Genomic DNA, 26,398 nt, shown 5'->3' on the forward strand with positions numbered 1-26,398 from the left:
CAACCCTTGAGGCGCCGCCTGGCGGTACGGAAGATGGTGATGTCCAGGGCGCCGGACTCGTCGGCCCCGCAAGGGCTCCCGGCCATCAGCCTCCGACAGGGGAACATGCCAATGAACAGCGCCACGGAATCCGGAATCTCGCGAGCAGACCGTCGCCATCCGTCCCGCCGCGTCGTCATCACCGGCATGGGCGTCTTCTCGAGCATCGGGATCGGCACCGAGGAGTTCGCGCAGGGCCTGCGCACCGGCCGCAACGGCGTCTCGCCGATCAGTGCCTTCGACCCGGCCGGCTTCGAATGGTCGAACGGCTGCGAGGTGCGCAATTTCGAGCCGGAGAAGTGGATCGAGCGGCTCGACCCGGACGAGCTGGGCCGGGCCGAGCAGTTCTCCGTCGCCGCCTCCCGGATGGCGGTGCAGGACGCGATGCTCACCGAGGACGACCTGCGCGAGAAGACGGTGCACATCTCGATCGGCACCACCGACGGGGAGTCCCGCGACCTGGACGAGCTGGCCGCCGACTGGGTCACCGGCGGCCCGGAATCGATGAACCCGGCCCTCACCCGCCGGGTCGCGGCCGGCCTGCTCTCCCACGCCGTCGCCCGCGAGCTGGATCTCGTCGACGTCGAGGCGATCACCCTGGCCACCGCCTGCTCGGCCGGGAACTACGCCATCGGCAACGGTTTCGACGCGATCCGGATCGGCGACGCGGACATCGCCCTGTGCGGCGGCGCCGACGCCATGTGCCGCAAGTCGTTCACGTCCTTCTACCGGCTGGGCACCATCGCCCCCGACTTCTGCCGCCCGTTCGACCGTGACCGGCAGGGCATCCTCACCGGCGAGGGCGCCGGCGTGCTGGTGCTGGAGAGCCTGGAGTCGGCCTGGGCCCGCGGCGCCCGCATCCACGCCGAGGTGCTCGGCTACGGCCTCAGCTGCGACGCCCACCACCCCGTGCAGCCGGAGCAGTCGAGCATCGCCCGCTGCATGCGCACCGCCCTCGACGACGCCGGCGTGCGACCCGACGAGGTCGACCTGATCTCCGCCCACGGCACCGGCACCAAGACCAACGACGTCACCGAGGTCCGCGCCATCCGCGACGTCTACGACGGCGACCCGCCCCGCACCATCTCGCTGAAGTCGATGCTCGGCCACACCATGGGCGCCGCGAGCGCCCTCGGCGCGATCGCTTGCTCCCTGGCCATCACACACGGCTTCATCCCGCCGACCATCAATCACCGGGTCACCGACCCCGAGTGCGAGATCGACTGCGTCCCCAACGAATCCGTGGAGGCTGAGCTGAACGTGGTGCAGAACAACGGCCTGGCGTTCGCCGGGAACAACGCCGTCGTGGTGCTGGGCAAGGTGGCGGCATGACCCGCCCGATCGCCCTGGTCAGCGGCGGAAACCGCGGCATCGGGCGGGCCACCGTGCTGCGCCTGGTCAGCGACGGCTACGACGTGGCCTTCTGCTACCGGCGCGACGCCGACTCGGCGCGCTCGCTGGAGAAGGAGGTGGCCGAGGCCGGGGCACAGGCGATCGGCCGGCAGGTCGACGTCACCGACCCGGCCGCGGTGAACGAGTGGGTCGCGGCCGTGGAGAAGGAGATCGGGCCGATCCAGGTGGCCGTCACCAGCGCCGGGATCATCAAAGACGCCCCAACGATCCTGATGAAGGACGAGGACTGGCACTCGGTCATCGACATCAACCTCAGTGGCACCTTCAATGTCTGCCGGGCGGCGGCGTTCCCGATGGTGCGGCGCCGTTCGGGCAGCATCGTCAACATCTCCTCGGTCGTCGGCATCCACGGCAACGTGGCGCAGAGCAACTACGCCGCCTCGAAGGCCGGCATCTTCGGCTTCACCAAGGCCCTCTCCAAGGAGGTCGGCCGGTTCGGTGTGCGGGTCAATGCGATCGCGCCGGGCTTCATCCAGACCGACATGGTGTCGGGCCTGACCGAGGCCCGGAAGAACTCCGCGCTGGAACGTCTTTCGCTGCAGCGCTTCGGTGTCGCCGAAGACGTGGCCCACGCGGTCGGCTATCTCGTCGAGGCGGGGTACGTGACCGGCTCGGTGCTGGTCGTGGACGGTGGCCTGTCGCTATGAGGATCCTGGTCACCGGCGGCGCCGGGTTCATCGGGTCGCGGTACGTGCGCGGGCTGCTCGCCGACGAGTACGCCGGGTACGAGGGTGCGCACGTGACCGTACTGGACAAGCTCACCTACGCGGGCAATCGTTCCAGTCTGCCGCCGGACGGCCCGCGGCTGACCTTCGCCGAGGGTGACATCCGCGACCGGGAGCTGCTGGACCGGCTGCTGCCCGGGCAGGACGCCGTGGTGCACTTCGCGGCCGAGTCGCACGTGGACCGGTCGCTGCGCAACCCCTCGGAGTTCGCCCTCACCAACGTGGTCGGCACCCAGAGCCTGCTGGACGCCTGCCTGGCCCACGACGTCCACCCGGTGGTCCACGTCTCGACCGACGAGGTCTACGGCTCGATCGACTCCGGCACCTGGGACGAGAACGAGCCGCTGCTGCCGAACTCACCCTACGCGGCGTCGAAGGCCGGCAGTGACCTGATGGCCCGGGCCTACTGGCGCACCCACGGCCTGGACGTGCGGATCACCCGCTGCTCCAACAACTACGGCCCGTATCAGCATCCGGAGAAGCTGATCCCGCACTTCATCACGCAGCTGCTGTCGGACGGCACGGTGCCGCTGTACGGCGACGGAGGCAACCGCCGCGAGTGGATCCATGTCGACGACCACTGCCGGGCGGTGCATCTGGTACTCACCGGCGGGGTGGCGGGCGGTGTCTACAACGTGGGCGGCGGCACCGAGCTGTCGAACCGGGAGATGACCGAACGGCTGCTGGCCCTGTGCGACGCGGACTGGGACCGGGTGCGGAACGTGCCGGACCGCAAGGGGCACGACCTGCGCTACGCGCTCGACGATTCGAAGATCCGCGATGAGCTGGGGTTCGAGCCGGCGGTGCCGTTCGGGCCGGGCCTGGCCGCGGTGGTGCAGTGGTACCGCGACAACCCCCTCTGGTGGAAGGGGCACGACGATGATCGGGAACCCTGATCAAATGGGTCGTTTCACCACCTCCGCGGAAATGGTGGACGACGGGGTCACCAGCGGTGACGAGTTCGTCCTCTGGCTCAAACAGCAGCGCGAGGAGCACCCGCACGAGGTGACCCGGATTCCGTTCGCCGACCTGGACGGCTGGGATTTCGACGGGCGCACCGGGAACCTGGCCCACCGCAGCGGCCGGTTCTTCACGATCGAGGGCGTGCGGGTGCAGACCGATCACGCGACCTGGGAGCAGCCGATCATCGATCAGCCCGAGATCGGGATCCTCGGCATCCTGGTCAAGGAGTTCGGCGGGGTGCTGCACTGCCTGATCCAGGCCAAGGCCGAGCCGGGCAACCCGGACGGGTTGCAGCTGTGCCCGACGGTGCAGGCCACGCGCAGCAACTACACCGGGGCGCACGGCGGCCGGGCGGTGCCCTACCTGGAGTACTTCCGCGGCGAGGGCGGCGCCCGGACGCTCGTCGACTCGCTCCAGTCGGAGCAGACCTCGTGGTTCCTGGGTAAACGCAACCGCAACGTGGTCGTCGAGGTGAGCACCGACGTCCCCTTGCTGGAGGGCTTCTGCTGGCTGACCATCGGTCAGCTGCACCAGCTGCTGCTCACCGACAACCGGGTGAACATGGACACGCGAACGGTGCTGTCCTGCATCCCCTTCGGGGTGCCCGGCGGCCCGGCCCGGGGCGACGCGCCACCGGAGTACCGCGAGGGCCTGCTGCGGTCGATGGCACCGGCCGCCCCGTCGCTGCACACCGACGGGGAGGTGCTCGGCTGGCTGACGGAGATCCGCGCCCGGCGCGAGTTCCGGCGCCGGGTGGTGCCTCTGGCCGACATCGGGCACTGGCACCGGTCGGACGACGAGATCGCCCACGACGAGGGCACGTTCTTCCGGGTGATCGCCGTCGACGTGCGGGCCGGCAACCGGGAGGTGACGCGGTGGACCCAGCCGTTGCTGGCGCCGGTGGGTCCCGGGCGGGTGACCCTGCTGGTGCGCCGCATCGGCGGGGTGCTGCACCTGCTGCTGCAGGCCCGCTCCAGTGCCGGGGTGTTCGATCTCGCCGAACTCGCGCCGACCGTTCAGTACCGGCCCGGGAACTACGCCGAGGATCCACCGTTCGCCGGTTTCTGCGGTGGGCAGACGCGGTACGACACCGTGCAGTCCGAGGAGGGCGGCCGGTTCCATCACGCGCTGAACCGTTACCAGATCATCGAGATCGACGACGAGGTCGAGGCTCCTGAGGGATTTCGCTGGCTGACCGTGCACCAGGTCACGCGTCTGCTCGAGCACGGCAACTACGTCAACGTCGAGATGCGCAGCCTGCTGGCCGGTCTGCACGTCACGTGGTGAACACGGTGGAGGGGAGAGGCAGATGAACAGCGAAGAAGTCGTCGCAACCGAAGTGCTGATCGCGGGAGCCGGGCCGGTCGGCCTGATGCTCGCCGGGGAGCTGCGCCTGGCGGGCGTCGAGGTGATCGTGCTGGAACGGCTGGACGAGCCGACCGGGGAGTCGCGAGGGCTCGGCTTCACCGCCCGCACCCTGGAGGTGTTCGACCAGCGCGGCCTGCTGTCGCGCTTCGGTGACATCCAGGTCACCGACCTGGGCCATTTCGGCGGTCTGCCGGTTGATTTCAGCGTGCTCGGCACGCCCCACGCCGGTGGGGCCAAGGCCGTGCCGCAGTCCGACACCGAGGCCATGCTCGAGGCATGGGCCGGTGAACTGGGCGCCGGCATCCGCCGCGGTCACAGCGTGGTGGGGCTCGAGGAAGACGCCGACGGCGTCACGGTCGAGGCCGAGAACGCCTCCGGCAGGATGCGATTCCGGGCGAAGTACCTCGTCGGCGCCGACGGTGGGCGCAGTTTCGTGCGCAAGGCAGCCGGTTTCGACTTCCCGGGCACCGCGTCCACGCAGGAGATGTTCCTGGGCGACGTGAAGGGCGCCGACATCCAGACCCGGATGATCGGGGAGACCCTGCCCGGCGGCATGGTGATGGCCGGCCCGCTGGGCGACGGCGTCTTCCGCATCATCGTCTGCGAGCGCGGCACCGAGCCGAAGAAGCGGGACGCGCCGCCGAGCTGGGACGAGGTGTCCAGCGCCTGGGAGCGGCTCACCGGGCAGGACATCAGTGGTGGGACACCGCTGTGGCTGAGCGCTTTCGGTAATGCCGCGCGGCTGGCCACGGAGTACCGCCGGGGCCGTGTGCTGCTGGCCGGCGACGCCGCGCACATTCATCTGCCCGCCGGTGGGCAGGGCATGAACACGGGTGTGCAGGACGCGGTGAACCTGGGCTGGAAGCTGGCCGCGGTGACGAAGGGCACGGCCCCGGACACCCTGCTGGACACGTACCACGACGAGCGCCACGCCGTCGGGGTGCGGTTGCTGATGAACACCCAGGCCCAGGGCCTGCTGTTCCTCAGTGGCGACGAGGTGCAGCCGCTGCGTGACGTGATGAAGGAGCTGATCACCTTCGACGTGGTCAGCAAGCATCTCGCGGGCATGGTCAGCGGCCTGGCCATCGACTACGGCTCCGGTCCGGGCGAGCATCCGCTGGTCGGGCTGCGGATGCCCGACGTGGAACTGGTCGGGGCCGAGGGCAAGACCCGCACCTCCACGCTGCTGCGCAGCGGGCGCGGGGTGCTGCTGGACCTGGGGGAGGGCCTGGCCGCGCAGGGCTGGGCCGACCGCGTCGACGTCGTCGTGGCCTTCCCGCACGAGCTCGGGCCGGACAACGCGCTGGAGGGCATCGGCGCCCTGCTGATCCGGCCCGACGGTCACGTGGCCTGGGCGGCGCCCGGCCCGGTGGCGCTCCCGCAGGCCCTGGAGCGCTGGTTCGGCCCGGCCATCCCCGAGAACTGATCATCACCGAGGAGATTCCCATGCACAGCACCCTGATCGTGGCCCGGATGCTCCCGCAGTCCGGTGACGACGTGGCCCAGCTCTTCGCCGACTTCGACGGCACCGACCTGCCGCACCGGATGGGCACCGTCCGCCGGCAGCTGTTCTCCTACCGCGGCCTGTACTTCCACCTCCAGGACTTCGCCACGCCGACCGGTGGCGAGGCGATCGAGGAGGCCAAGACCGACCCGGCGTTCGTGCGGATCAGCGACGACCTCAAGCCGTTCATCGAGGCCTACGACCCCAGCACCTGGCGGTCGCCGAAAGACGCCATGGCAAGCCGCTTCTACCACTGGAGCCAGTCGTGAGCCGCAGAGTCGTCATCACCGGGGTCGGGGTGCTGGCCCCCGGCGGGGTGGGGGTGAAGAACTTCTGGAGCCTGCTCAGCGAGGGCCGCACGGCCACCCGGGGCATCACGTTCTTCGACCCCAGCCCCTACCGGTCGCAGGTGGCCGCCGAGATCGACTTCGACCCCGAGTTCCACGGCCTGGGGCCGCAGCAGATCCGCCGGATGGACCGGGCCGCGCAGTTCGCCGTGGTCGCCGCCCGGGAGGCCGTGGCCTCCAGCGGCCTGGACCTCTCCAGCACCGACCCGGCCCGGGTCGGCGTCACGATCGGCAGCGCGGTCGGCGCCACCATGAGCCTCGACCAGGAGTACCGGGTAGTCAGTGACGACGGCCGCCTCGACCTGGTCGACCACCAGTACGCCACCCCGCACCTGTACGACTACTTCGTGCCGAGTTCGTTCGCGGCCGAGGTGGCCTGGGAGGTCGGCGCCGGGGGCTCCACCACGGTGGTCTCCACGGGCTGCACCTCGGGTCTGGACTCGGTCGGGCACGCCGTCGAGCTGATCCGGGAGGGTTCGGCCGACACGATGATCGCCGGCGCCACCGACGCGCCGATCTCCCCGATCACCATGGCCTGCTTCGACGCGATCAAGGCGACCACCCCGCGCAAGGACGACCCGGAACATGCGTCCCGGCCGTTCGACGCGACCCGCAACGGTTTCGTGCTCGGCGAGGGCGCCGCGGTGTTCGTGCTGGAGGAACTGGGGGCGGCCCGCCGCCGGGGCGCGCACATCTACGCCGAGATCGCCGGTTTCGCCAGCCGCTGCAACGCCTTCCACATGACCGGCCTGCGCGCCGACGGCCGGGAACTGTCCGAGGCCATCAGCACCGCGATGGCCGAGGCCCGGATGGCCCCCGGGCAGCTCGACTACATCAACGCCCACGGCTCGGGCACGAAGCAGAACGACCGGCACGAGACCGCCGCGTTCAAGACCAGCCTGGGGCAGGACGCGTACCGGCTGCCGATCAGCTCGATCAAATCGATGGTGGGGCACTCGCTGGGGGCGATCGGCTCGATCGAGATCGCCGCCTCGGTGCTGGCGATGGAGAACAACGTGGTGCCGCCGACAGCCAACCTGCACACCCCCGACCCGGACTGCGACCTCGACTACGTGCCGCTGACCGCGCGCGACTGGAAGACCGACGCCGTGCTCAGCGTGGGCAGCGGTTTCGGTGGCTTCCAGAGCGCCATGGTGCTGGCCCGTCCCGACCGGAGCGAAGGATGAACGCCGTCGCGGTCACCGGCCTGAGCGTCGCCGCCCCCAACGGCCTGGGCACCGACAACTTCTGGGAGGCGACGAAGAACGGCGTCTCCGGCATCGGCCCGGTCACCCGGTTCGACGCCACCCCCTACCCGGCCCGTCTGGCCGGGGAGGTGCCCGGGTTCGTCGCCGCCGACCACCTGGCCAGCCGCCTGCTCCCACAGACCGACCACATGACCCGCATCGCGCTGGTCACGGCCGACTGGGCCCTCGACGACGCCGGCGTGAAACCCGGCGACATCGACGAGTTCGACATGGGCGTGGTCACCGCCAGTTCGGCCGGCGGCTACGAGTTCGGGCAGAACGAGCTCCAGGCCCTGTGGAGCAAGGGCAGCCAGTACGTCAGCGCCTACCAGTCGTTCGCCTGGTTCTACGCCGTCAACAGCGGCCAGATCTCCATCCGGCACGGCATGCGCGGTCCGAGCGGTGTGGTGGTCAGCGACCAGGCCGGTGGTCTCGACGCGATCGCCCACGCCCGCCGCCAGATCCGCAAGGGAAGCAAGCTCATCCTCTCCGGCGGTGTCGACGCCTCGATCTGCCCGTGGGGCTGGGCCGCCCAGCTCGCCGGTGGTCGCCTCAGCACGGTGAACGACGCCACCACGGCGTTCCTGCCCTTCGACGCCGCCGCCGGCGGTCACGTCTCCGGCGAGGGCGGTGCCCTGCTCGTGCTGGAAGACGCGCAGGAGGCCGGTCGTCGCGGCAGCCACGTCTACGGGGAGATCGCCGGGTACGGATCCACGTTCGACCTGCGCACCGAGTCCGGAGGCTCGTCCGGGCTGGAACGGGCCGTGCGCGTCGCGCTCGCCGATGCCCGGGTGGGCGCCGACGCGGTGGACGTGGTGTTCGCCGACGCGGCCGCCGTGCCGGAACTCGACCGGGCCGAGGCCCAGGCGATCGGGGCGGTCTTCGGTGCCCGGGGCGTTCCGGTGACGGCGCCCAAGACCATGACGGGCCGCCTGAACTCCGGTGGTGCGCCGCTGGACGTGGTGGCGGCGCTGCTGAGCATCCGGGACGGCGTCATCCCGCCGACCGTGAACGTCACGGCCGCGCCGGAACTCGAGCTGGACCTGGTGACGCAGGCCCGGGCCGTCCCGGTACGTACGGCCCTCGTGCTGGCGCGGGGCCAGGGCGGGTTCAACTCCGCGCTCGTCGTTCGTGGCTGACCTCTTCTCCGTGAAAGGGAAAAACATGTCTGACAAGGCTTTCCATCTGAACGACCTGCGCCGCATCCTGCGCGCCGGGGCCGGTACGCCCGAGGGCGTGGACCTCGACTCCGACATCCTCGACACCGAGTTCGAGGTGCTGGGTTACGAGTCGCTGGCCCTGCTGGAGACCTGCGGCCGGATCGAGCGGGAGTACGGCATCAGTCTCGACGACGACCTGGTCGTCGACGCGACCACCCCCCGGGCCGTGATCGACCTGGTGAACGAGCAGCTGTCCGTGGGGAGCGTCTGACATGGCTCAGCCACAGCGTGTGGCCCTGGTGACCGGGGCGACCAGCGGGATCGGGCTCGCCGTGGTGCGGGCCCTGGGTGAGCAGGGCCACCAGGTGTTCTTCTGCGCCCGCAACGCCGACGACGTCGCCACCACGGTGAAGGAACTGCGCGAGGAGGGCCTGGACGTCGACGGCACCACCTGTGACGTGCGCTCGCCCGACGACATCCGCACCCTGGTCGCCGCGGCCGTGACCCGGTTCGGCACCATCGACGTGCTCGTCAACAACGCCGGCCGCAGCGGTGGCGGGGTGACCGCCGACATCACCGACGACCTCTGGCTCGACGTGGTCGCCACCAACCTCAACAGCGTGTTCATGGTGACCCGCGAGGTGATGAACGCCGGTGGCATGCGCCACAAGTCGTTCGGGCGCATCGTCAATATCGCCTCCACCGCGGGGAAGCAGGGCGTGGTGCTGGGAGCGCCGTACTCGGCGTCCAAGCACGGCGTGGTCGGCTTCACCAAGGCCCTGGGCAACGAGCTGGCCCCGACCGGCATCACCGTGAACGCGGTCTGCCCGGGCTACGTCGAGACCCCGATGGCCGAGCGGGTGCGCCAGGGCTACGCGGCGGCCTACCACACCTCGGAGACGGCGATCCTGGAGAAGTTCCAGGCCAAGATCCCGCTCGGTCGGTACTCCACCCCGCAGGAGGTCGCCGGGCTGGTGGGCTACCTGGCCTCCGACACGGCCGGGTCCATCACCGCACAGGCGCTGAACGTCTGCGGCGGACTCGGCAACTTCTAGGGGCTCGCTCACTTCCGATGGGAGAGAACATGTCAGACGAAGGTTTCCGGCAGGTCGAGCACGCCGTCGAGATCGCCGCGCCGGCCCCGGCCGTGTACCGGCTGATTGCCGAGGTGGAGAACTGGCCCCGGCTGTTCCCGCCGACCATCCACGTGGAGCACCTGGAGCGGGGCGAGGGCTCCGAGCGCATCCGGATCTGGGCCACGGCCAACGGATCGGCCAAGACCTGGACCTCCCGGCGGGTTCTCGACCCGAAGGCGATGAGGATCGAGTTCCGCCAGGAGGTCTCGGCGCCGCCGGTGGCCACGATGGGGGGCACCTGGATCGTCGAGGCGATCTCCCCGGCCACGTCCCGGGTGCGGCTCCTGCACGACTACCGCGCGGTCGACGACGACCCGGCCGGCCTGGAGTGGATCGAGCAGGCCGTCGACCGCAACAGCCGCTCGGAGCTGGCGGCGCTGAAGAAGAGCGTCGAGCTGGTCACGGACGGCTCACTGGTGCTGTCGTTCGAGGACACCGTGCACATCGACGGTTCCGCGCAGGACGTCTACGACTTCCTCAACGAGGCCCAGCGGTGGACCGAACGGCTGCCGCACGTGGCCGCGGTCAAGCTCTCCGAAGATGTGCCCGGGCTGCAACTGCTCTCGATGGACACCCGCACCAAGGACGGTTCCACCCACACCACCACCTCGGTGCGGGTCTGCTTCCCGGGTGAGCGCATCGTCTACAAGCAGATCGTGGTGCCGGCCCTGATGACGCTGCACACCGGTTACTGGCGGCTGGAGGAGGACAGCACCGGCACGTCCGCCACCTCGCAGCACACGGTGATCATCAACACCGAAAACATCACGAAGATCCTCGGGCCGGACGCCGGCGTCGAGGAGGCCCGGACGTTCGTCCGTACTGCCCTGAGCGGCAACAGCACCGCAACCCTGATGAAGGCGAAAGCGTTCGCCGAGGGTGCCCGCAAGCTCGCCGGGAACCGAGTCTGAGAGGGTCACAGATGCCGGATCACCCCTGCGTCCTCATCGTCGGCGCCGGCCCGACCGGGCTCATGCTGGCCGGTGAGCTACGGCTTCAGGGCGTGGCGGTGACGGTGATCGAGCAGCTGGCGAGCCCGAGCGCCGCCAGCCGGGCGATGACGGTGCACGCCCGCACGATGGAGGTGTTCGACCAGCGCGGTCTGCTGCCGCGGCTGGGCACGCCGGGTCAGGAGCCGGTCGGGCACTTCGGCGGGATCCGGTTGCGGCTCGACCGGGCGGCGAGCCCGTTCCCGGGCCAGTGGCTGATCCCGCAGACCCGTACCGAGCAGGTCCTGGAGGCATGGGCGGCCGGGCTCGGGGCCGATGTGCGCCGGGGTGTGCGGCTGGTCGGTCTGGGCCCCGGTGGCCCCGGGGCCGGACCGGCGTGGGCGACCGGGGTTGGCGGGGCCGGCTTGGTTGCCGAGGTTGCCGAGGTTGCCGAGGCGGTCGAGGCGGACATGGTGGACGCGTCCGGCGCCTCGGTGCGGATGGTCGCCGATTGGGTGGTCGGCTGCGACGGGGAGAACAGCACGGTGCGCCGGCTGGCCGGGTTCGAGCTGGACGGGCCGGAGGCCGACCGGGTGCTGCTGCGGGCCGACATCACCGGGATCGACCTGCCCGAGCGCCGTTTCGTGCGGCTGTCGGGAGGGCTGGTGACCTCGGCGAAGCGGCCGGGGGGCGTCACCCGGATCATCGTGCACGAGTTCGGCGCGAAGGCCTCGCTGGAGCCGGACTTCACCGAGGTGACCGAGGCCTGGTTCCGGGTCACGGGCGAGGACATCTCCTCGGGTGAACCGGTCTGGGTGAATGCCTTCGGCAATGCTCAACGCCAGGCCACGAGCTACCGCCGGGGCCGGGTGCTGCTGGCGGGCGACGCCGCCCACCAGCAGATGCCGATCGGCGGCCAGGCCATCAACATCGGCCTGCAGGACGCCGTGAACCTGGGCTGGAAACTCGCGGCCCAGGTGCAGGGCTGGGCCCCGCCCGGCCTGCTGGACAGCTATCACGACGAACGCCACCCGGTCGGGGCCGCGGCCCTCACCGAGATCGGCGCCCAGGCCATGATTCTGCTCGGCAGCCGGGACCTGGACGAGGTGCGCTCGGTGCTGGGCGACCTGCTCGACCTGCCGGCGGTGCAGGAGTACCTGTCGGGCCGGATCACCGCGCTGGACGTGAGATACCCCGTGTCCGATCTCCCGCACCGGCTCCTGGGGGCCAGGCTGCCGCCCACTGATCTGGTCACCCCCGACGGCCCTACCCATACCGCCGAACTGTTGCGATCGGGCCGGGGTCTGCTCCTGGAACTCGGCCCCGACCAGGCCCGGCAGAAGGCCGGGAAGTGGCGCGACCGCGTGGATCAGGTCGTCGCCCGCGCGGTACCCGATCTGCCGGCCGCCGTGCTGATCCGTCCCGACGGCCATGTGGTCTGGACCGATGAGAGCCCGGAGCCCGTGGAAGTGGCGCTGGCGCGCTGGTTCGGTCAACCTCGCGAAACCCACTGAAATACCTGGTGCGACGGACATGAAGGGACGTCGGATCAAGAGGACTCGGAACCATGGGGTTCGAAACTATGGGGCTCGGAACAAGGGGCACAGTCCTGGGGCCGCTACGGCCCAGAGACCACCGACGCGTTGTGTACACCTGGTACATCCGGTACCGGATGTACCAGGTGTACACAACGCAGACCGTCCGGCTCCGGGTCTGTCAGAGCGTGTTGTGAACCATGCCTACTGCGGGCACCGGGCACTTCCTCGGCACGGCAGCGACTTCCACAACACGCACTGGCCGGCCCGGTCCCGAGCCCGTGAACCTTCGCGTCCACCCACTGGACGCACCAGGAACCGTCAGTCAGAACGTCCACAACAATGGAGGATTCGATGGGCACTCTGGAGAACAAGACCGCACTGGTGACCGGTTCCAGCCGGGGGATCGGGCGGGCCACGGCCCTGCGCCTGGCCGCCGAGGGCGCCGTGGTCGCGGTGCACTACGCGAGCAACGGCACAGCGGCCAAGGAGACCCTGGTCGCGATCGAGTCGGCCGGTGGCAAGGGCTTTCTCGTGCAGGCCGAGCTGGGGGTGCCCGGTGACGTCGACACCTTGGTCACGGCGCTGACGGCGGGACTGGTCGAGCACACGGGTGAGGCGCGGCTGGACATCCTGGTGAACAACGCCGGGATCATGGGCGGGGTCAAGCCCGAAGACCTGACCGGGGAGATCTTCGACCGGCTGATGGCGGTCAACGCGAAGGCACCGCTGTTCCTCACGCTGAAGGTGCTGGAGTTCATGCCCGACGGCGGCCGGATCGTCAACATCGGTACCGGGTTGCTGCGGTACGCCAACCCGGAGGAGATCGCCTACTCGATGAGCAAGGGGGCGCTCGACCAGACCAGTCTGCACCTGGCCCGTCTGCTGGGGCCGCGCAACATCACGGTCAACACGGTGTCGCCGGGCGTCACCAACAACGGCACGCCGATCTTCGAGGTGCCCGAGGCCCGCGAGTTCATGGCGAACATGACGGCTTTCAAGCGCATCGGGGAGCCGGAGGACATCGCCGACGTGGTGGCGTTCCTGGCCTCGAACGACGCCCGGTGGATCACCGGCACGTTCGTCGACGCCAGCGGCGGCACGCTGCTGGGCGGCTGAGGGCATGGACGACACGGCCTTCGTCTTTCCCGGGCAGGGCTCGCAGCAGGTCGGGATGGGTCTCGACCTGCTGCGGCAGTACCCGGACCGGGTGCGGCCCTACTACGAGAGCGCCGACGAGATCCTCGGGATGAAGCTGTCGCGGCTGTGCTGGGAAGGGCCGCAGGAGGCCCTGCAGTCGACGTCGGTGACGCAGCCGGCCGTGTTCCTCACCAGCGTCGTCACTCTCGCGGTGCTGACCGAGCACGGCCTGCGGCCCGGCGTCGTGGCCGGGCACAGTCTGGGGGAGTACGCGGCCCTGGTCTGTGCCGGGGTGCTGGAGTGGACCGACGCGCTGCGGCTGGTGCGGCTTCGGGGGCAGCTGATGGAGGCCGTCAACGAGCGCACACCGGGGCGGATGGCGGCCGTGCTGGGGCTGGACCTGGCCGAGGTCGAGGACCTGTGCCTGCTCACCGAGAGGGTCGTGGAGGTGGCCAACGACAACGCTCCCGGACAGGTCGTGGTCTCCGGCACGGTCGACGGGGTCGAGGCGCTGAGCGAGGTGGCCCGGGCGGCCGGTGCGACCCGGGTGGTCGCCCTGCCGGTCGGGGCGCCGTTCCACTGCAGCTTGATGGCCGAGGTCGAGGACGAGTTCGCCCTGGCCCTGGACGGCACGACGTTTCGGGATCCGGTGCTGCCGGTGATCTCGAGCGTCACGGCCGCGCCGCTGACCACCGCGGCCCAGACCCGGTCGGTGCTGCGGCGTCAGCTCACCGGCCGGGTGCGCTGGACCGAGGCGGTCCGGGCGATGGCGCGCGAGGGCGCCGGCCGGTTCGTCGAGGTGGGCCCGGGAAAGGTGCTCGGCGGTCTGTGCCGCCGGGCGGTCCCGGGTTCGGCCGCCCACGCGACCGGGACGCTGGAGTCCCTGAGCCGCACCGTGGAAACGTCAAGGCCGGCCCTACGTTGAGACCGGCACTGCGACTTGGGATCGGCACTGCGATGAGAGGTGCTCCAGACATGCTCGATATGCATCCCACCCGCCGGGTGGTCCATCACCTGGTCGAGGAGCTCGACGAGATCAAGCGGTCGGCCCGGGCCGTGAACCCGAAGGCGACCGAACGTCAGCGGTCCAAGGGCAAGCTGACCCCGTACGAGCGCATCGAGCTGCTGCTGGACGAGGAGTCGTTCACCGAGATCGAGCCGCTGCGACGGCACCGGGCCACCGGGTTCGGCCTGGAAGACCGCCGCCCGCACACCGACGGTGTCGTGACCGGCTGGGGAACGATCGAGGGGCGAACGGTTTTCGTCTACGCCCACGACTTCCGGATCTTCGGCGGGGCGCTCGGTGAGGCCCACGCTCAGAAGATCCACAAGGTGATGGATCTGGCCCTGAGCGCTGGGGCGCCGCTGGTCTCGCTGAACGACGGGGCCGGTGCGCGCATCCAGGAGGGCGTGACGGCCCTGGCCGGCTACGGCGGGATCTTCGTGCGCAACACCCGGGCCTCGGGGGTGATCCCGCAGATCTCGGTGATGCTGGGCCCGTGCGCGGGCGGGGCGGCCTACTCGCCGGCCCTGACCGACTTCGTCTTCATGGTGCGGGACACCTCGCAGATGTTCATCACCGGGCCGGACGTGGTGCAGGCCGTGACCGGTGAGCAGGAGACCCTGGACGGGCTGGGCGGTGCCGACGTGCACGCCGGCACCTCGGGGGTGGCGCACTTCGTCTACGAGGACGAGGAGTCGTGCCTGGCCGACGTGCGCTACCTGGTCTCGATGCTGCCGCAGAACAACCGCGAGCTGCCGCCGGTGACGCCCACCGACGACCCGGCCGACCGCTCGGGCGACGGCCTGATGGACCTGGTGCCGACCGACCCGAACCGGGCCTACGACATGACCGAGGTGATCGGGCAGGTCGTCGACGACGGTGAGTTCTTCGAGGTGCACGAGGCCTGGGCCCAGAACGTGATCTGCGCGCTGGCCCGGCTCGACGGTCACGTCGTGGGCATCGTGGCCAATCAGCCCAGCCGTCTGGCCGGGGCCCTCGACATCCAGGCCAGTGAGAAGGCCGCGCGGTTCGTGCAGTTCTGCGACGCGTTCAACATTCCCCTGGTGACGCTGGTCGACGTGCCCGGGTTCCTGCCGGGTGTGCAGCAGGAGCACTCGGGCATCATCCGGCACGGGGCGAAGCTGCTGTACGCGTACTGCAACGCCACGGTGCCGCGGATCTCGCTGGTGTTGCGCAAGGCCTACGGCGGCGCGTACATCGTGATGGACTCCCGGTCGATCGGGGCCGACCTGGCCCTGGCCTGGCCCACCAACGAGATCGCGGTGATGGGCGCGGAGGGCGCGGCCAACGTCATCTTCCGGCACGAGATCAAGGCCGCGGGCGACCCGGTGGCCACGGCCGCGCGGATGGCCAAGGAGTACCGCACCGCTCTCATGCATCCCTACTACGCGGCCGAACGCGGCCTGGTCGACGACGTGATCGATCCGGCCGACACCCGCCGTACCCTGATCCGCTCGCTGGACATGCTCCGCCAGAAGCACGCGGAGCTGCCCTCGCGCAAGCACGGGAACCCGCCCCAGTGAGCGAGTTACGGGTCACCGCGGGAAATCCGGACGCGGACGAGCTGGCGGCGCTGGTCGGGGCGCTGCTGATGCTGGCCGTGGCGCCCGGCGGTGACGCCCGCCGGGCCTCGGCCGGGTGGCACCGGCCTGAACGCCCCGCCCGGTTCGTCGCGGCCTCGTCCTGGACCGGTCGGTCGGGTCGTGCAGGTCGTGCAGGCCGGTCATGAGACGGCGCGTGGTGAACCGGTCTCGTGGATGATGCGGTGCGGGCCGGTCGCGGGGGCGGGGGACCCGATGAGTCCGGCCGCCACCGCCCGGTTCACCGCGTCGATGCGCGAGACCGCGTCGAGCTTGACGAAGATGTTGCGCAGATGACGTTTGATCGCCGGCTGCGGAACGCCCAGCCGGGTGGCGATCTGGGCGTTGCTCAGGGCCTCGGCGGTGAGCCGGAGCACCTCCAGTTCGCGTTCGGTCAGGGCGGAACGATCAGTGGACGCGTCGGGCACCAGGGAGGAAGCGCTCAGTTTCTCCAGGGTGGGCCGGGAGACCGACAGCACGCAGCGGTTGCTGTCGGGCCGGGCGGCCCGGACCACGCCGATCAGCTCGTACTTGCTGGTGGTCTTCAGCAGGTAGGCGTGGATCTGCAGGTCGATGAGCTCCCGGATGAGCTGCGGGGAGTCGAACATCGACAGCACGACGACCATGGTCAGCGGGGAGACCTCGCGCATCTGCTGCACCGTGACCGTGACGTGGTTGCCGGGGATCTCGACGTCGAGCAGCACCACGTCGGGCTGGGTGCGCTCGACCAGGCTGACGGCCTCGGGACTGCTCTCGGCCTCGCCCACGACCTCGAAATCGTGCTGTGTCTCGAGGATCTGCCGCAGTCCCTCGCGCAGCAGGGAATGGTCGTCGACCAGGGCGATCCGGGTGTTCTCGGAATCTGCGAAGACGGTCACGGATCAGCTCCTGACCAGATCGGCGGGCGGCAACGGCACGATCAGGTCCAGGCGGGTGCCGTAGCGGCGCTGGCTGTGGATCCGCAGCCGCGCGCCGACCAGCTGGGCCCGTTCCTGCATGGACCGCAGCCCGGTGCCGGCGAAGACGTTCCCGTCACCCGGAGGTGGGCCGGTGTCGAAACCCGAGCCGTCGTCCTCGATCGTGGCCCGCAACTCGCGGGGCAGGATCTCGATGGAGACGAACAGGTGGTCGGGGTCGGAGTGGGTCAGGGCGTTGCGCACCGCCTCGTTGACGATGAGGAACACCTCGCCGCGCAGGTCGTCCGACAGCCAGCTCTCGTCGCCGTTCACCGTGACCTCGGTGCGCACCTCGTGCTGTGCGAGCTGGCCGATCTGACTGTCCAGAGCGGCCTTCAGTGATTCCTTGGGAGACTGCAGACGTAGCCCGGCCAGCACGTGGCGGGTCGTCTCCATCGCTTCGCTGACCTGCTGCTGCGCCTGTCTCAGCACCTGTCTCGCCCCGCCGCCGGGGGGCGTGATCTCCTGCGCGGTCTCGATCTGGCGCAGGGCCAGACTCAGGGTGTTGCCGACCCGGTCGTGCAGCTCCCGGGAGATCCGCAGGCGCTCCTCCTCGTTGGCCAGCCGGATCTCCTCCAGGCGCTGGTTGGCGTAGGCCTGCGAGGTGGCCAGGATGTGCGCGAAGGTTGTCTCGTTCAGCAGGACGGTGAAGTCAGCCGTCACCCGGGCGGAATCGGGTAGCTGCGCGAGGCAGGCGGCCATCGTCTCGGTGACGGAGCGGATCAGCTTGCCTGCGGCAACCAGCGAGTCGGTGGGATGGATGACCTCCGAGCCCGGGAGGGTCGTGATCCGGCGCTCGACCAGCACCCCGTGTCGGTTGGTACGTGAGAAATGGCCGGACATCGATTCTTTCATCTCGTCCAGCACCACCCGGGCCTCGGTCATGATGAGATGGCGGATCGGGGCATCGGCGAGCTGGAAGCTGTCGATCTGGTCGAGATATCTGCCGTACCGGCTGAGAATCAGCTCTTGATTATCGTGAAGCAGTTGCGCCACAACATGTCTCGCGCTTTCAGGGCTGCCGTTCACGATCCTCCCCAGTCGTCGTACAGGCGGCAAACGGACACGCCCTTGTGTCGGCATCGCGCGCGAAGCTGCGTACCTCCCTTATTACCGCAGCGTCGCTTGCGGAGCATAGGTCAAAAATGTAAAAGCTCAACGAACCATCTGTAAGTGCTACAAAAACGGCACCAAGGTGCACCGGTGAGCGTTCAACTTACTGTTCCGTGGAGGGTCGCCCGAACGGGCACTTCGGAACCCGGTTCGGTCCGATTGATCGCGACGGTCGTTCCAAAGGATCGTCACGCGCCCCAAAGATCGCCTTCCCTTCTCGGTTTCACCACGCCCTTCCGACTTAGCATCGACCCGAGTCAACGTCACGGCAACGGGGCCGGGGGGCGAACCGTGACCGAGCTCGTGGGAGGGATCGTGACCTTGTTCCGTCTTCTCGGCTGCCTGGAGATCACCGCGGACGAGGGGGAGGACGCGCCGGCCCGGCCGTCCGCCCCGCCAAAGGTGAGGCAACTGCTCGTCTATCTGCTGCTGCGGGCCAACCAGGTGGTGCTCACCGACGACCTGATCGAGGAACTGTGGGGCGAACGACCCCCACGCAGTGCCATGGCCACCCTGCAGACCTACATGTGTCACCTCCGCAAGGATCTGGGCCGCACCTGGGGTGACGGCGTCCGCATCGAGACCCAGCCCGCCGGATACCGGCTCCATCTGGCTCCCGACGCCATCGACGTCCACCGGTTCCGCTCCCTGGTCGAACAGGCCGAACGGGTCTCCCGGGCCGGCCGCCACGAGTCCGCCCTCGCCCTGCTCGACCAGGCCCTGACGCTCTGGCGCGGCCCCGCGCTCGCCGACGTCACCCGAGGCCCCCTTCTCGACGCCTACGCCGTGCACCTGGAAGAAGAACGGCTGCGCGCCCAGGAACTGCGCTTCGACGCCGCCTTCGCCCTCGGCCTGCACCGCGACCAGATCGCCCCGCTGCGTGCCCTCGTCCGCATGCACCCCCTCAACGAGTGGCTGCACGGCCGGCTCATCGAGGCGCTCGTACACACCCATCGCCGGGGCGAGGCGCTCGCCGCCTACCACAGCCTCGAGGAGATCCTGGATCGCGAGATGGGGGTGCCGCCGTCCGAAGACGTCCGGCAGCTCCAGCGACAGATGCTGAAAGTGGGCTGAGCATGCGAGGAATCATTCTGGCCGGGGGCACCGGCAGCAGGCTCTTCCCGATCACCAAGGCCATCAGCAAGCAGCTGATGCCGATCTACGACAAGCCGATGATCTACTACCCGCTCTCCACCCTGATGATGGCCGGTATCCGCGAGATCCTCGTCATCACCACCCCCTGGGAGCGCTCGCAGTTCGAGCGGCTGCTCGGTGACGGCTCCGAGCTGGGCATCCACATCGAGTTCGCCGACCAGCCGCAGCCCGACGGCCTGGCCCAGGCCTTCATCATCGGCGCCGACTTCATCGGCGACGAGCCGGTCGCGCTGATCCTGGGTGACAACATCTTCTACGGCCGGGGTCTGGGCGCTGCTCTGCGGGACTGCGTCGATCCAGTAGGGGCAAGGGTTTTCGCCTACCACGTGTCGGATCCGGGGGCCTACGCGGTGGTCGACTTCGACGACGCCGGGCAGGTGCTCTCGATCGAGGAGAAGCCCGCGGCGCCGAAGAGCAACTACGCCGTGCCCGGCCTCTACTTCTACGACAACGACGTGGTCGACATCGCCCGGTCGGTGCGCCCCAGCCACCGCGGCGAGCTGGAGATCACCACCGTCAACGAGCACTACCTGGAGCGGGGACTGCTGCGGGTGAACGTGCTGGAGCGCGGCACGGCCTGGCTCGACACCGGAACCTTCGGGTCGATGATGGACGCCGGCGAGTTCGTGCAGGTCATCGAGACCCGGCAGGGTCATCTGGTGGGTTGCCCGGAAGAGGTGGCCTGGCGCAACGGCTGGATCGACGACTCCGGGCTGATCACCCTGGCCGCGGCCATGGAGAAGTCCGGGTACGGCACCTACCTGATGAATCTTCTGGCGGCCCGCACCTGGAGCGCCGGATCCCAGCCGGAAGGAGCGAGATGAGCATCAGCAAGGTCCTGATCGCCAACCGGGGTGAGATCGCGGTGCGGATCGCGCGCGCCTGCCGGGACGCCGGTATCGCCTCGGTGGCCGTGTACGCCGAGCCCGACCGGGACGCCCTGCACGTCACGGTGGCCGACGAGGCGTACTCGCTGGAGGGTGTGACGGCGGCGGAGTCGTACCTGATGGTCGACAAGCTGCTGGACGTGGCCTCGCGTTCGGGGGCGGATGCGGTGCATCCGGGGTACGGGTTCCTGGCCGAGAACGCCGATTTCGCGACGGCGGTGCTGGCTGCGGGGCTGACCTGGATCGGCCCGCCCCCGGAGGCGATCGATGTGCTGGGTGACAAGGTCAAGGCCCGCCACATCGCTCAGCGCGCGGGAGCACCCCTGGTGCCGGGCACGAGGGATCCGGTGCAGACGGCGGACGAGGTGGCCACCTTCGCCCGTGAGCACGGGCTCCCGGTGGCGATCAAGGCCGCCTTCGGTGGTGGTGGGCGGGGCTTGAAGGTCGCCCGCACGCTGGAGGAGATCCCGGAGCTGTTCGAGTCCGCGACCCGTGAGGCGGTGGCCGCGTTCGGGCGGGGTGAGTGTTTCGTGGAGCGGTTCCTCGATCACCCGCGGCACGTGGAGACCCAGTGCCTGGCCGATGCCCACGGGCACGTGGTGGTCGTCTCCACCCGGGACTGCTCGCTGCAGCGCCGCAACCAGAAACTGGTCGAGGAGGCACCCGCCCCGTTCCTGACCCACGACCAGACCGCCGAGCTGTACCGCGCGTCGAAGGCAATCCTGACCGAGGCCGGATACGTCGGCGCCGGCACCTGTGAATTCCTGATCGGCCCCGACGGCACGATCTCGTTCCTGGAGGTCAACACCCGCCTGCAGGTCGAGCACCCGGTCTCCGAGGAGGTCACCGGCCTGGACCTGGTGCGTGAGCAGCTGCGGGTCGCGGCCGGGGAGCCGCTGGGTTACGACGATCCGCCGGTGCGGGGGCACTCGATCGAGTTCCGGATCAACGGTGAGGACGCGGGGCGCAACTTCCTGCCCCAGCCGGGCACCGTGGTGGTGTTCGAGCCTCCGTCCGGGCCGGGTGTGCGTCTGGACTCGGGTGTGGTGGCGGGTTCGGTGATCGGGGGCGGGTTCGACTCGATGCTGGCCAAGCTGATCGTCACCGGTGCCACCCGCCGTCAGGCGCTGGAACGGGCCCGGCGGGCGCTGGGCGAGTTCGTGGTGGAGGGTCTGCCGACGGTGCTGCCGTTCCATCGGGCGGTCGTGGCGGACCCGGCCTTCACCAGTGAGCCGTTCACGGTGCACACCCGCTGGATCGAGACCGAGTTCGACAACACCATCCCGCCCTGGACCGGGGTCGCCTCCGACGGGGAGTCACTCGGTGACCCGCGCGAGAAGATGGTGGTGGAGGTCGGCGGTAAACGGCTGGAGGTCGTTCTGCCGGCCGGTCTGGGGTCGTCCGGCACCCCGGCCGTCCGTAAGGCGCCGCGCCGGGCGAAGGGAAAGGTTTCGGCCGGGGCCGGTGGCGACGCCCTGACCTCACCGATGCAGGGCACGATCGTCAAGGTCGCCGTCGAGGAGGGGCAGCGCCTGGAGGTGGGCGACCTGGTCGTGGTGCTCGAGGCGATGAAGATGGAACAGCCCCTCACCGCCCACAAGGCCGGGATCGCGACCGGCCTGACCGCCCAGATCGGTCAGACGGTCACGTCGGGTGCGCTGATCTGCGAGCTCAAGGACTGAATCACGAGGGCGATCGGGTGCGAGGTGAACGACGTCGGGCTCCCCGGGAGCCCGACGTCGCCTTCACATTCGGGCGGATACCGGGAAACCGGTTCTGGCGGGCATCCTCCAGCGGGACAATGCGGTGCGCGACGGTCGGGGGATCGGCGCCGTACGGGAGGCGCCATGAGCCAGGAGACCGATCCGATCGACGGGTTGAGCCTGATCCGCGACAGCCTGGCGAAGGGCATCGTCGACGACGACAAGAGCAAGGCGCGCGACGGCATCCGGCGCTGGGTCCAGCGTGCCGGTGGCATCAGCCGCACCGCTGCCCCCTGGGGACTGGTCGCGTCCCTCGCCGCCTCCGCTCTCGCACCCCTGGCGGTCGCCGCGGCCGGCGGAAACCTCGGGGCGGTCTTCGGCGAGGTCGCCGGGCTGAGCGGCAACTTCCTCCCCGACGCCCTGACCCTGGCCGCCGGCCGGGTGGAAGACGAGACGTCAGAACCCGAATGGCGTGCGGCGATCGCCGAGGCGATCGCCGAGAACCTGGAGCACTCGCAGGCCCTGCAGGCCGACGTGGCGCTGCTGCTGGAATCGGTCGGAGCGGTGGACGCGACGGTCGCGGCGGCCTCGGGGGCGTCGGCCGACGTGGTGGCCTCGGCCCGCGAGGTGCTGGAGGCCATCAACCGGATCGGCGGCTTCTTCGAAGGGTTCCAGGACGAAACCGTCGACACCCTCCAGCGATTTCAGGACGAGCTCGCCGTGCGCAGCGCCGAGCACCGGCAGCAGAACGACCGGGCGCACGAGCAGCTGGTGACCATGACGGGGCTGCTGGCCGACGTGGTCTCGGGGCTGCGGACCGGCAGCCCCGAGACCACGGTGCCGCCCGGCGCCGAGGTCTGCCCGTACCCCGGGCTGAACAGTTTCGAGGTGCAGGACGCCGACTTCTTCGTCGGTCGGGCGGAGGCCGTGCACGAGCTCGTCGGCCGTATCACCCAGGCCGCGCACACCCGGCGCGGACCCCTGGTGCTGGTCGGGGTCTCCGGGGTCGGCAAGTCGTCACTCGTACGGGCGGGCGTGGTGCCGGCCCTACGGCGCGACGAGGCCCGGCGCACCGGGACCGGGCAGTGGCAGGTCGTCGTGATGACCCCCACCGGTCGGCGGTCGGACGTCGGCGCAGCTGCTCCTGCGGATCGTCGGATGGTCCGTCCCCTGGTCGAACTGGCCGGGCGCACCGGCGCTCTGGCGGGTGTCCCGGTCACCGGTGTCCTCACCGACCCCTGCGCGTTCGGTGCGCTGGCGGCGCAGGCAGCAGGACCGACGGGGCATCTGCTGATCGTGGTCGATCAGTTCGAGCAGATCTTCGACGCCGGGACGGTGGGAGAACAGCACCGCCAGGAGTTCGTCACCGCGCTGGTGAACGCGGCGCCCGCGGTGGTGCTGATCTCGGTCCGGGCGGACTTCTACGACCGCTGCATCCGGATGGACGAGCTGGCCGGGTATTTGCCCCACGACCAGGTGGTGCTGGGGCCGATGTCCCCGGAAGGCCTGCGGCAGGCCGTGCTCCATCCGGCTGGGCGGGCCGGCCTGGTGGTGGAACCGGCGCTGGTCGAGCTGCTCCTGGCCGATCTCGGTGTCGGGGGTGGTGGCACCTACGACCCCGGGTCGCTGCCCTTGCTGGCCCACGCCCTGAAGGTCACCTGGAACCGGCGGGAGGGCCGCGAACTGACGGTTGACGCCTACCGCGCCGGCGGGGGCATCAGCGGGGCGGTGGCCCAGGAGGCCGATGAGCTCTACGGCCGGTTGAACCCTTCGGAGCAGAACGATTTACGCCGGCTTCTCCTGCGTGGGGTGGCGGTGACGGGCCACGAGGTGACGAGGCGCCCGGTGCCCCGTCCGGAGGTGATGGGCCGGGGCCTGACCTGGATGATCGAGCGGCGCCTCATGACCGCCGACCACGAGAGCGTCCAGATCTCGCACGAGGCCCTGTTGTGGGCGTGGCCGAGACTGGCCGGATGGGTGGCGCAGGAGCGCGAAAGCCTGCAACTGCACCAGCAACTCGCTGCATCGGCCGACTACTGGGCCGCGAACACCGAAGACCCGGGCGCCTTGCTGAGGGGTGCCCGGCTGACGGCGGTGCAGGACTGGGCCGCAGAACGCGACGACCTCACTCCCGGCGAGCGCGCCTTCCTCGACGCGTCCCTGGCGGCAGCGCAGGAAGAACTGGCCACCGAACGCCGCCGCAGCCGTCGACTGCGCCGGCTGGCGGGGGCGCTGGTGGTTTTGCTGATGGTGGCGGTGGGGGCCGGGGGAGTGGCCTATCGCTCGGCCCGGACAGCGCGGGAGCAGACGGCGGTGGCGCAGTCACAGCGGTACGCGGTCCAGTCCGCGCAGATGGGGGTCGAGGATCCCCGGCAGGCCATGCTGCTGGCAGTTCGGGCCTGGCACGAGGCGCAGTCGCCGGAAGCGCTCGGTGCACTGCTGAGCGGTCAGGGATTCGCGCATGCCGGGCTTCTGGATACTCCGGCTGAGCAGTCCACGGTCACTCTCAGCGCCGACGGACGGTGGGCGGCCGTCGGCGGGATCAGCGGAAAGGTGCAGATCTGGGATACGCAGAAGCACACAATGGTCCACGAGATGTCAGAATTCAGCAGTCAGATCGGACAGATGGGGTTCTCGCCCAACGGCCGGATGCTGGCCGCGGCGAACAAGGAAGGAACCCGCGTCTGGGAGGTGGCGAGTGGCAAACCGGTGCGACACCTGACCGGGATATTCGTCGTGGCCTGGGCCTCTGACACATCGGTCGTCACGACCGACATGGAGCAGCCCGGTGCCACGCTCGGCGTCGCGACCTGGGATGTGACGAATGGCCGACGTATTCGCCAGTACCTGACGTCGAGCCCATGGGCGCCGTCCCGGATCGCCATCAGCCCGGACCGTTCCCGTCTGGGTGTTACTCGTCTCGACGGATCGTCGGTGCTGCTCGATCTGCGCACCGGTCGCAGTATCCCGTTGGAACCGGCGTCGAAAGAACCGCCGAAGTTCCCTACCCAGATCGTCTTCTCCACGCGGAATGAATTGGCGGTCGCCCATGATGAGATCGGGGAAATTTCTTTCTGGGACGGTGTGACCGGGAAGTCGCACGGTCGTACCGGCAGGTCTGAGCGGAGTCGCAACATGGTGTCGGCGATGACATTCAGTCCGGAAGGCAATGACCTCATCGTCTCGTCCGCCGGCACCCTCATGATCTGGAGCTTGCGGGAACGTCATTGGATCGAGTATTACGTCGGTGCTTTCGATTCCTCCGGAGAGGGTGCGATTCTGTCTCTGTCGGCTCCGGCGAATGGGCATCTCCTGGCCGTGGCGGGTATTCGCGCCACGGCACTGTTGCCCTGGCACAATTCTGTGCTGAGTCCCTCCGGGGACGGCATCATCGCGTTGGCTGTGGATCAGTCTTCACCCGGGGTCACCTTCGGCGATAATCAAGGTGTGCTCTGGCGCCAGGACCGTCGGGGCGTGGAACCTCACCAGTTGTTCCAGACCAAGGAGAGCATCACGTCCGCGGCCGGGAGCCCGGACGGCTCCATCGCGGCGGGCAGCGTCGGGGGTGAGGTCGTGGTGCTGGACCCGGACGGGAAGAAACGTCGAACACTATCTTTCGGCGTTGACGAGGATGCGACCGATATGACGTTCTCCGGAGACGGAGCCCGCTTGGCCATCGCGGTCCAGCCCGCGGACGGGATGTCGAAGGGCTCCCGGATCGAGATCTGGGACACCCGGACGTTTCAGCGTCTGGCGCGGGTGGATTATCCGGGGCAGCCTTTCGTCAGCATGACCGCAGATGCCGGTGGCGGCCGTCTGGCCGTGGTGACGCGCGACAACGACGAGCAGACTCCTGCTCAGCTCTTCCTGTATCAAGAGGCGGACCTCCTCACGTCGGCCCCGAAGCCGTTTCGTCATATCGAGATGGATCCTCAAGGCTTCCGGTCGGCATTCAGCCCGGATGGTGTCACTGTTGCGGTGGGTAGTGCGGACGGCAGCATCAGAGTCTTCGACATCCGTATCGGGCAGCTGATCAGGACATTCGGGCGGCATCCGGGAGAGGTGCGCGACCTGGTGTTCTCGCCCGACGGACAGACCTTGGCCACTGCCGCCAGCAAGGACGACGTCGTCCACCTCTGGGACGTCTCGAAGGGCACGCTCAAGGCCGATCTGGTCGGCCACATCGGTGAGGTCAACCGGGTCGGGTTCTCGCCGGACGGGCAGACTCTCTTCAGTACCGGTACGGACGGCACTGTCGGCGTGTGGAACCTCGACCCGCAGAAGGCCGTCGACTCGATCTGCACGGCTCTGTCCGGCAGCTTTGCCGAGGCGGACTGGCGGGCCTACGGTCTCGATCTCGCAGAGTCGCCCTGTGCGGTTCAGTGATGAATCGATGAGTGGGGCCGGTCCCGTTTCCCCCGGCCGGCCCCACCTGACCACGTAGACGCCGGATCAGGTCATGAGGTTGTCACCA

The 26,398-nt window shown here is 69.5% G+C and carries 22 protein-coding genes; 20 read left to right on the plus strand and 2 right to left on the minus strand.

The genetic code is table 11. The features are described 5' to 3' along the window. The first annotated feature begins 111 nt into the window (after nucleotides 1–111). From QSK05_RS28540 to QSK05_RS28615, 16 genes are all read left to right on the plus strand, one after another. Nucleotides 112–1,371, plus strand: a complete 1,260-nt coding sequence (locus tag QSK05_RS28540; protein ID WP_285600455.1) for a beta-ketoacyl-[acyl-carrier-protein] synthase family protein — start codon at nucleotides 112–114, stop codon at nucleotides 1,369–1,371. Then, nucleotides 1,368–2,099, plus strand: a complete 732-nt coding sequence (gene fabG, locus QSK05_RS28545) for a 3-oxoacyl-ACP reductase FabG (RefSeq protein WP_285600456.1) — start codon at nucleotides 1,368–1,370, stop codon at nucleotides 2,097–2,099. The genes QSK05_RS28540 and fabG (QSK05_RS28545) overlap by 4 nt, the downstream gene beginning before the upstream one ends. Beyond that, nucleotides 2,096–3,073: a dTDP-glucose 4,6-dehydratase gene (gene rfbB / locus QSK05_RS28550; protein ID WP_285600457.1), complete on the plus strand. Its 978-nt coding sequence runs from the start codon at nucleotides 2,096–2,098 to the stop codon at nucleotides 3,071–3,073. The genes fabG (QSK05_RS28545) and rfbB overlap by 4 nt, the downstream gene beginning before the upstream one ends. Before the next feature lie 4 nt (nucleotides 3,074–3,077). Continuing rightward, nucleotides 3,078–4,427, plus strand: coding sequence for an NDP-hexose 2,3-dehydratase family protein (locus QSK05_RS28555; protein ID WP_285600458.1), 1,350 nt, complete (start codon nucleotides 3,078–3,080; stop codon nucleotides 4,425–4,427). Between the two features lie 22 nt (nucleotides 4,428–4,449). Next, nucleotides 4,450–5,934, plus strand: a complete 1,485-nt coding sequence (locus tag QSK05_RS28560) for an FAD-dependent monooxygenase (RefSeq protein WP_285600459.1) — start codon at nucleotides 4,450–4,452, stop codon at nucleotides 5,932–5,934. Nucleotides 5,935–5,954: 20 nt separating this feature from the next. Then, complete coding sequence (locus tag QSK05_RS28565) at nucleotides 5,955–6,281, plus strand: TcmI family type II polyketide cyclase (protein ID WP_285600460.1); 327 nt, start codon at nucleotides 5,955–5,957, stop codon at nucleotides 6,279–6,281. Further along, the gene (locus QSK05_RS28570; RefSeq protein WP_285600461.1) at nucleotides 6,278–7,546 is read left to right on the plus strand and encodes a beta-ketoacyl-[acyl-carrier-protein] synthase family protein; all 1,269 of its coding nucleotides are present in this window, start codon (nucleotides 6,278–6,280) and stop codon (nucleotides 7,544–7,546) included. The genes QSK05_RS28565 and QSK05_RS28570 overlap by 4 nt, the downstream gene beginning before the upstream one ends. Next, nucleotides 7,543–8,745 carry a ketosynthase chain-length factor gene (locus QSK05_RS28575; RefSeq protein WP_285600462.1) on the plus strand — a complete coding sequence of 401 codons (1,203 nt, stop codon included), beginning with the start codon at nucleotides 7,543–7,545 and terminating at the stop codon, nucleotides 8,743–8,745. The genes QSK05_RS28570 and QSK05_RS28575 overlap by 4 nt, the downstream gene beginning before the upstream one ends. Before the next feature lie 25 nt (nucleotides 8,746–8,770). Continuing rightward, entirely contained in the window at nucleotides 8,771–9,037 is a 267-nt protein-coding gene (locus QSK05_RS28580; protein WP_285600463.1) for an acyl carrier protein, read from the plus strand. 1 nt (nucleotide 9,038) lies between these two features. Then, complete coding sequence (gene fabG, locus QSK05_RS28585; RefSeq protein ID WP_285600464.1) at nucleotides 9,039–9,821, plus strand: 3-oxoacyl-ACP reductase FabG; 783 nt, start codon at nucleotides 9,039–9,041, stop codon at nucleotides 9,819–9,821. A gap of 29 nt (nucleotides 9,822–9,850) precedes the next feature. Then, entirely contained in the window at nucleotides 9,851–10,813 is a 963-nt protein-coding gene (locus QSK05_RS28590; RefSeq protein WP_285600465.1) for an aromatase/cyclase, read from the plus strand. Between the two features lie 11 nt (nucleotides 10,814–10,824). Further along, the gene (locus QSK05_RS28595) at nucleotides 10,825–12,345 is read left to right on the plus strand and encodes an FAD-dependent monooxygenase (protein ID WP_285600466.1); all 1,521 of its coding nucleotides are present in this window, start codon (nucleotides 10,825–10,827) and stop codon (nucleotides 12,343–12,345) included. Between the two features lie 375 nt (nucleotides 12,346–12,720). After that, nucleotides 12,721–13,485, plus strand: coding sequence for an SDR family oxidoreductase (locus QSK05_RS28600; RefSeq protein WP_285600467.1), 765 nt, complete (start codon nucleotides 12,721–12,723; stop codon nucleotides 13,483–13,485). Nucleotides 13,486–13,489: 4 nt separating this feature from the next. Continuing rightward, the gene (gene fabD, locus QSK05_RS28605; RefSeq protein ID WP_285600468.1) at nucleotides 13,490–14,431 is read left to right on the plus strand and encodes an ACP S-malonyltransferase; all 942 of its coding nucleotides are present in this window, start codon (nucleotides 13,490–13,492) and stop codon (nucleotides 14,429–14,431) included. Between the two features lie 50 nt (nucleotides 14,432–14,481). Then, complete coding sequence (locus QSK05_RS28610) at nucleotides 14,482–16,053, plus strand: acyl-CoA carboxylase subunit beta (protein ID WP_285600469.1); 1,572 nt, start codon at nucleotides 14,482–14,484, stop codon at nucleotides 16,051–16,053. After that, nucleotides 16,050–16,259: an acyl-CoA carboxylase subunit epsilon gene (locus QSK05_RS28615; protein WP_285600470.1), complete on the plus strand. Its 210-nt coding sequence runs from the start codon at nucleotides 16,050–16,052 to the stop codon at nucleotides 16,257–16,259. The genes QSK05_RS28610 and QSK05_RS28615 overlap by 4 nt, the downstream gene beginning before the upstream one ends. On the opposite strand, the gene QSK05_RS28620 is transcribed toward QSK05_RS28615, so the two are convergent. Beyond that, nucleotides 16,254–16,988 (minus strand): response regulator, encoded by a 735-nt coding sequence (locus QSK05_RS28620; RefSeq protein WP_285600471.1) that lies wholly within the window; start codon nucleotides 16,986–16,988, stop codon nucleotides 16,254–16,256. The genes QSK05_RS28615 and QSK05_RS28620 overlap by 6 nt on opposite strands. A 3-nt stretch (nucleotides 16,989–16,991) precedes the next feature. After that, nucleotides 16,992–18,062 carry a sensor histidine kinase gene (locus QSK05_RS28625; protein ID WP_285600472.1) on the minus strand — a complete coding sequence of 357 codons (1,071 nt, stop codon included), beginning with the start codon at nucleotides 18,060–18,062 and terminating at the stop codon, nucleotides 16,992–16,994. Nucleotides 18,063–18,470: 408 nt separating this feature from the next. Between QSK05_RS28625 and QSK05_RS28630 the strand changes: the two genes are divergently transcribed. The 4 genes from QSK05_RS28630 to QSK05_RS28645 all read left to right on the plus strand — a co-directional run bounded on the left by QSK05_RS28630 (nucleotide 18,471) and on the right by QSK05_RS28645 (nucleotide 26,310). Then, nucleotides 18,471–19,253, plus strand: a complete 783-nt coding sequence (locus QSK05_RS28630) for an AfsR/SARP family transcriptional regulator (protein ID WP_285600473.1) — start codon at nucleotides 18,471–18,473, stop codon at nucleotides 19,251–19,253. A gap of 2 nt (nucleotides 19,254–19,255) precedes the next feature. Then, nucleotides 19,256–20,158, plus strand: a complete 903-nt coding sequence (gene rfbA, locus QSK05_RS28635; protein WP_285600474.1) for a glucose-1-phosphate thymidylyltransferase RfbA — start codon at nucleotides 19,256–19,258, stop codon at nucleotides 20,156–20,158. Further along, the gene (locus QSK05_RS28640) at nucleotides 20,155–21,903 is read left to right on the plus strand and encodes an acetyl/propionyl/methylcrotonyl-CoA carboxylase subunit alpha (protein ID WP_285600475.1); all 1,749 of its coding nucleotides are present in this window, start codon (nucleotides 20,155–20,157) and stop codon (nucleotides 21,901–21,903) included. Before rfbA ends, QSK05_RS28640 begins: the two co-directional genes overlap by 4 nt. 165 nt (nucleotides 21,904–22,068) lie before the next feature. Next, complete coding sequence (locus QSK05_RS28645) at nucleotides 22,069–26,310, plus strand: AAA family ATPase (RefSeq protein WP_285600476.1); 4,242 nt, start codon at nucleotides 22,069–22,071, stop codon at nucleotides 26,308–26,310. The last annotated feature ends 88 nt before the right edge of the window (nucleotides 26,311–26,398 follow it).

Origin of the sequence: Kineosporia sp. NBRC 101731, assembly GCF_030269305.1 — a bacterium.
In the GTDB taxonomy this organism is placed as follows: domain Bacteria; phylum Actinomycetota; class Actinomycetes; order Actinomycetales; family Kineosporiaceae; genus Kineosporia.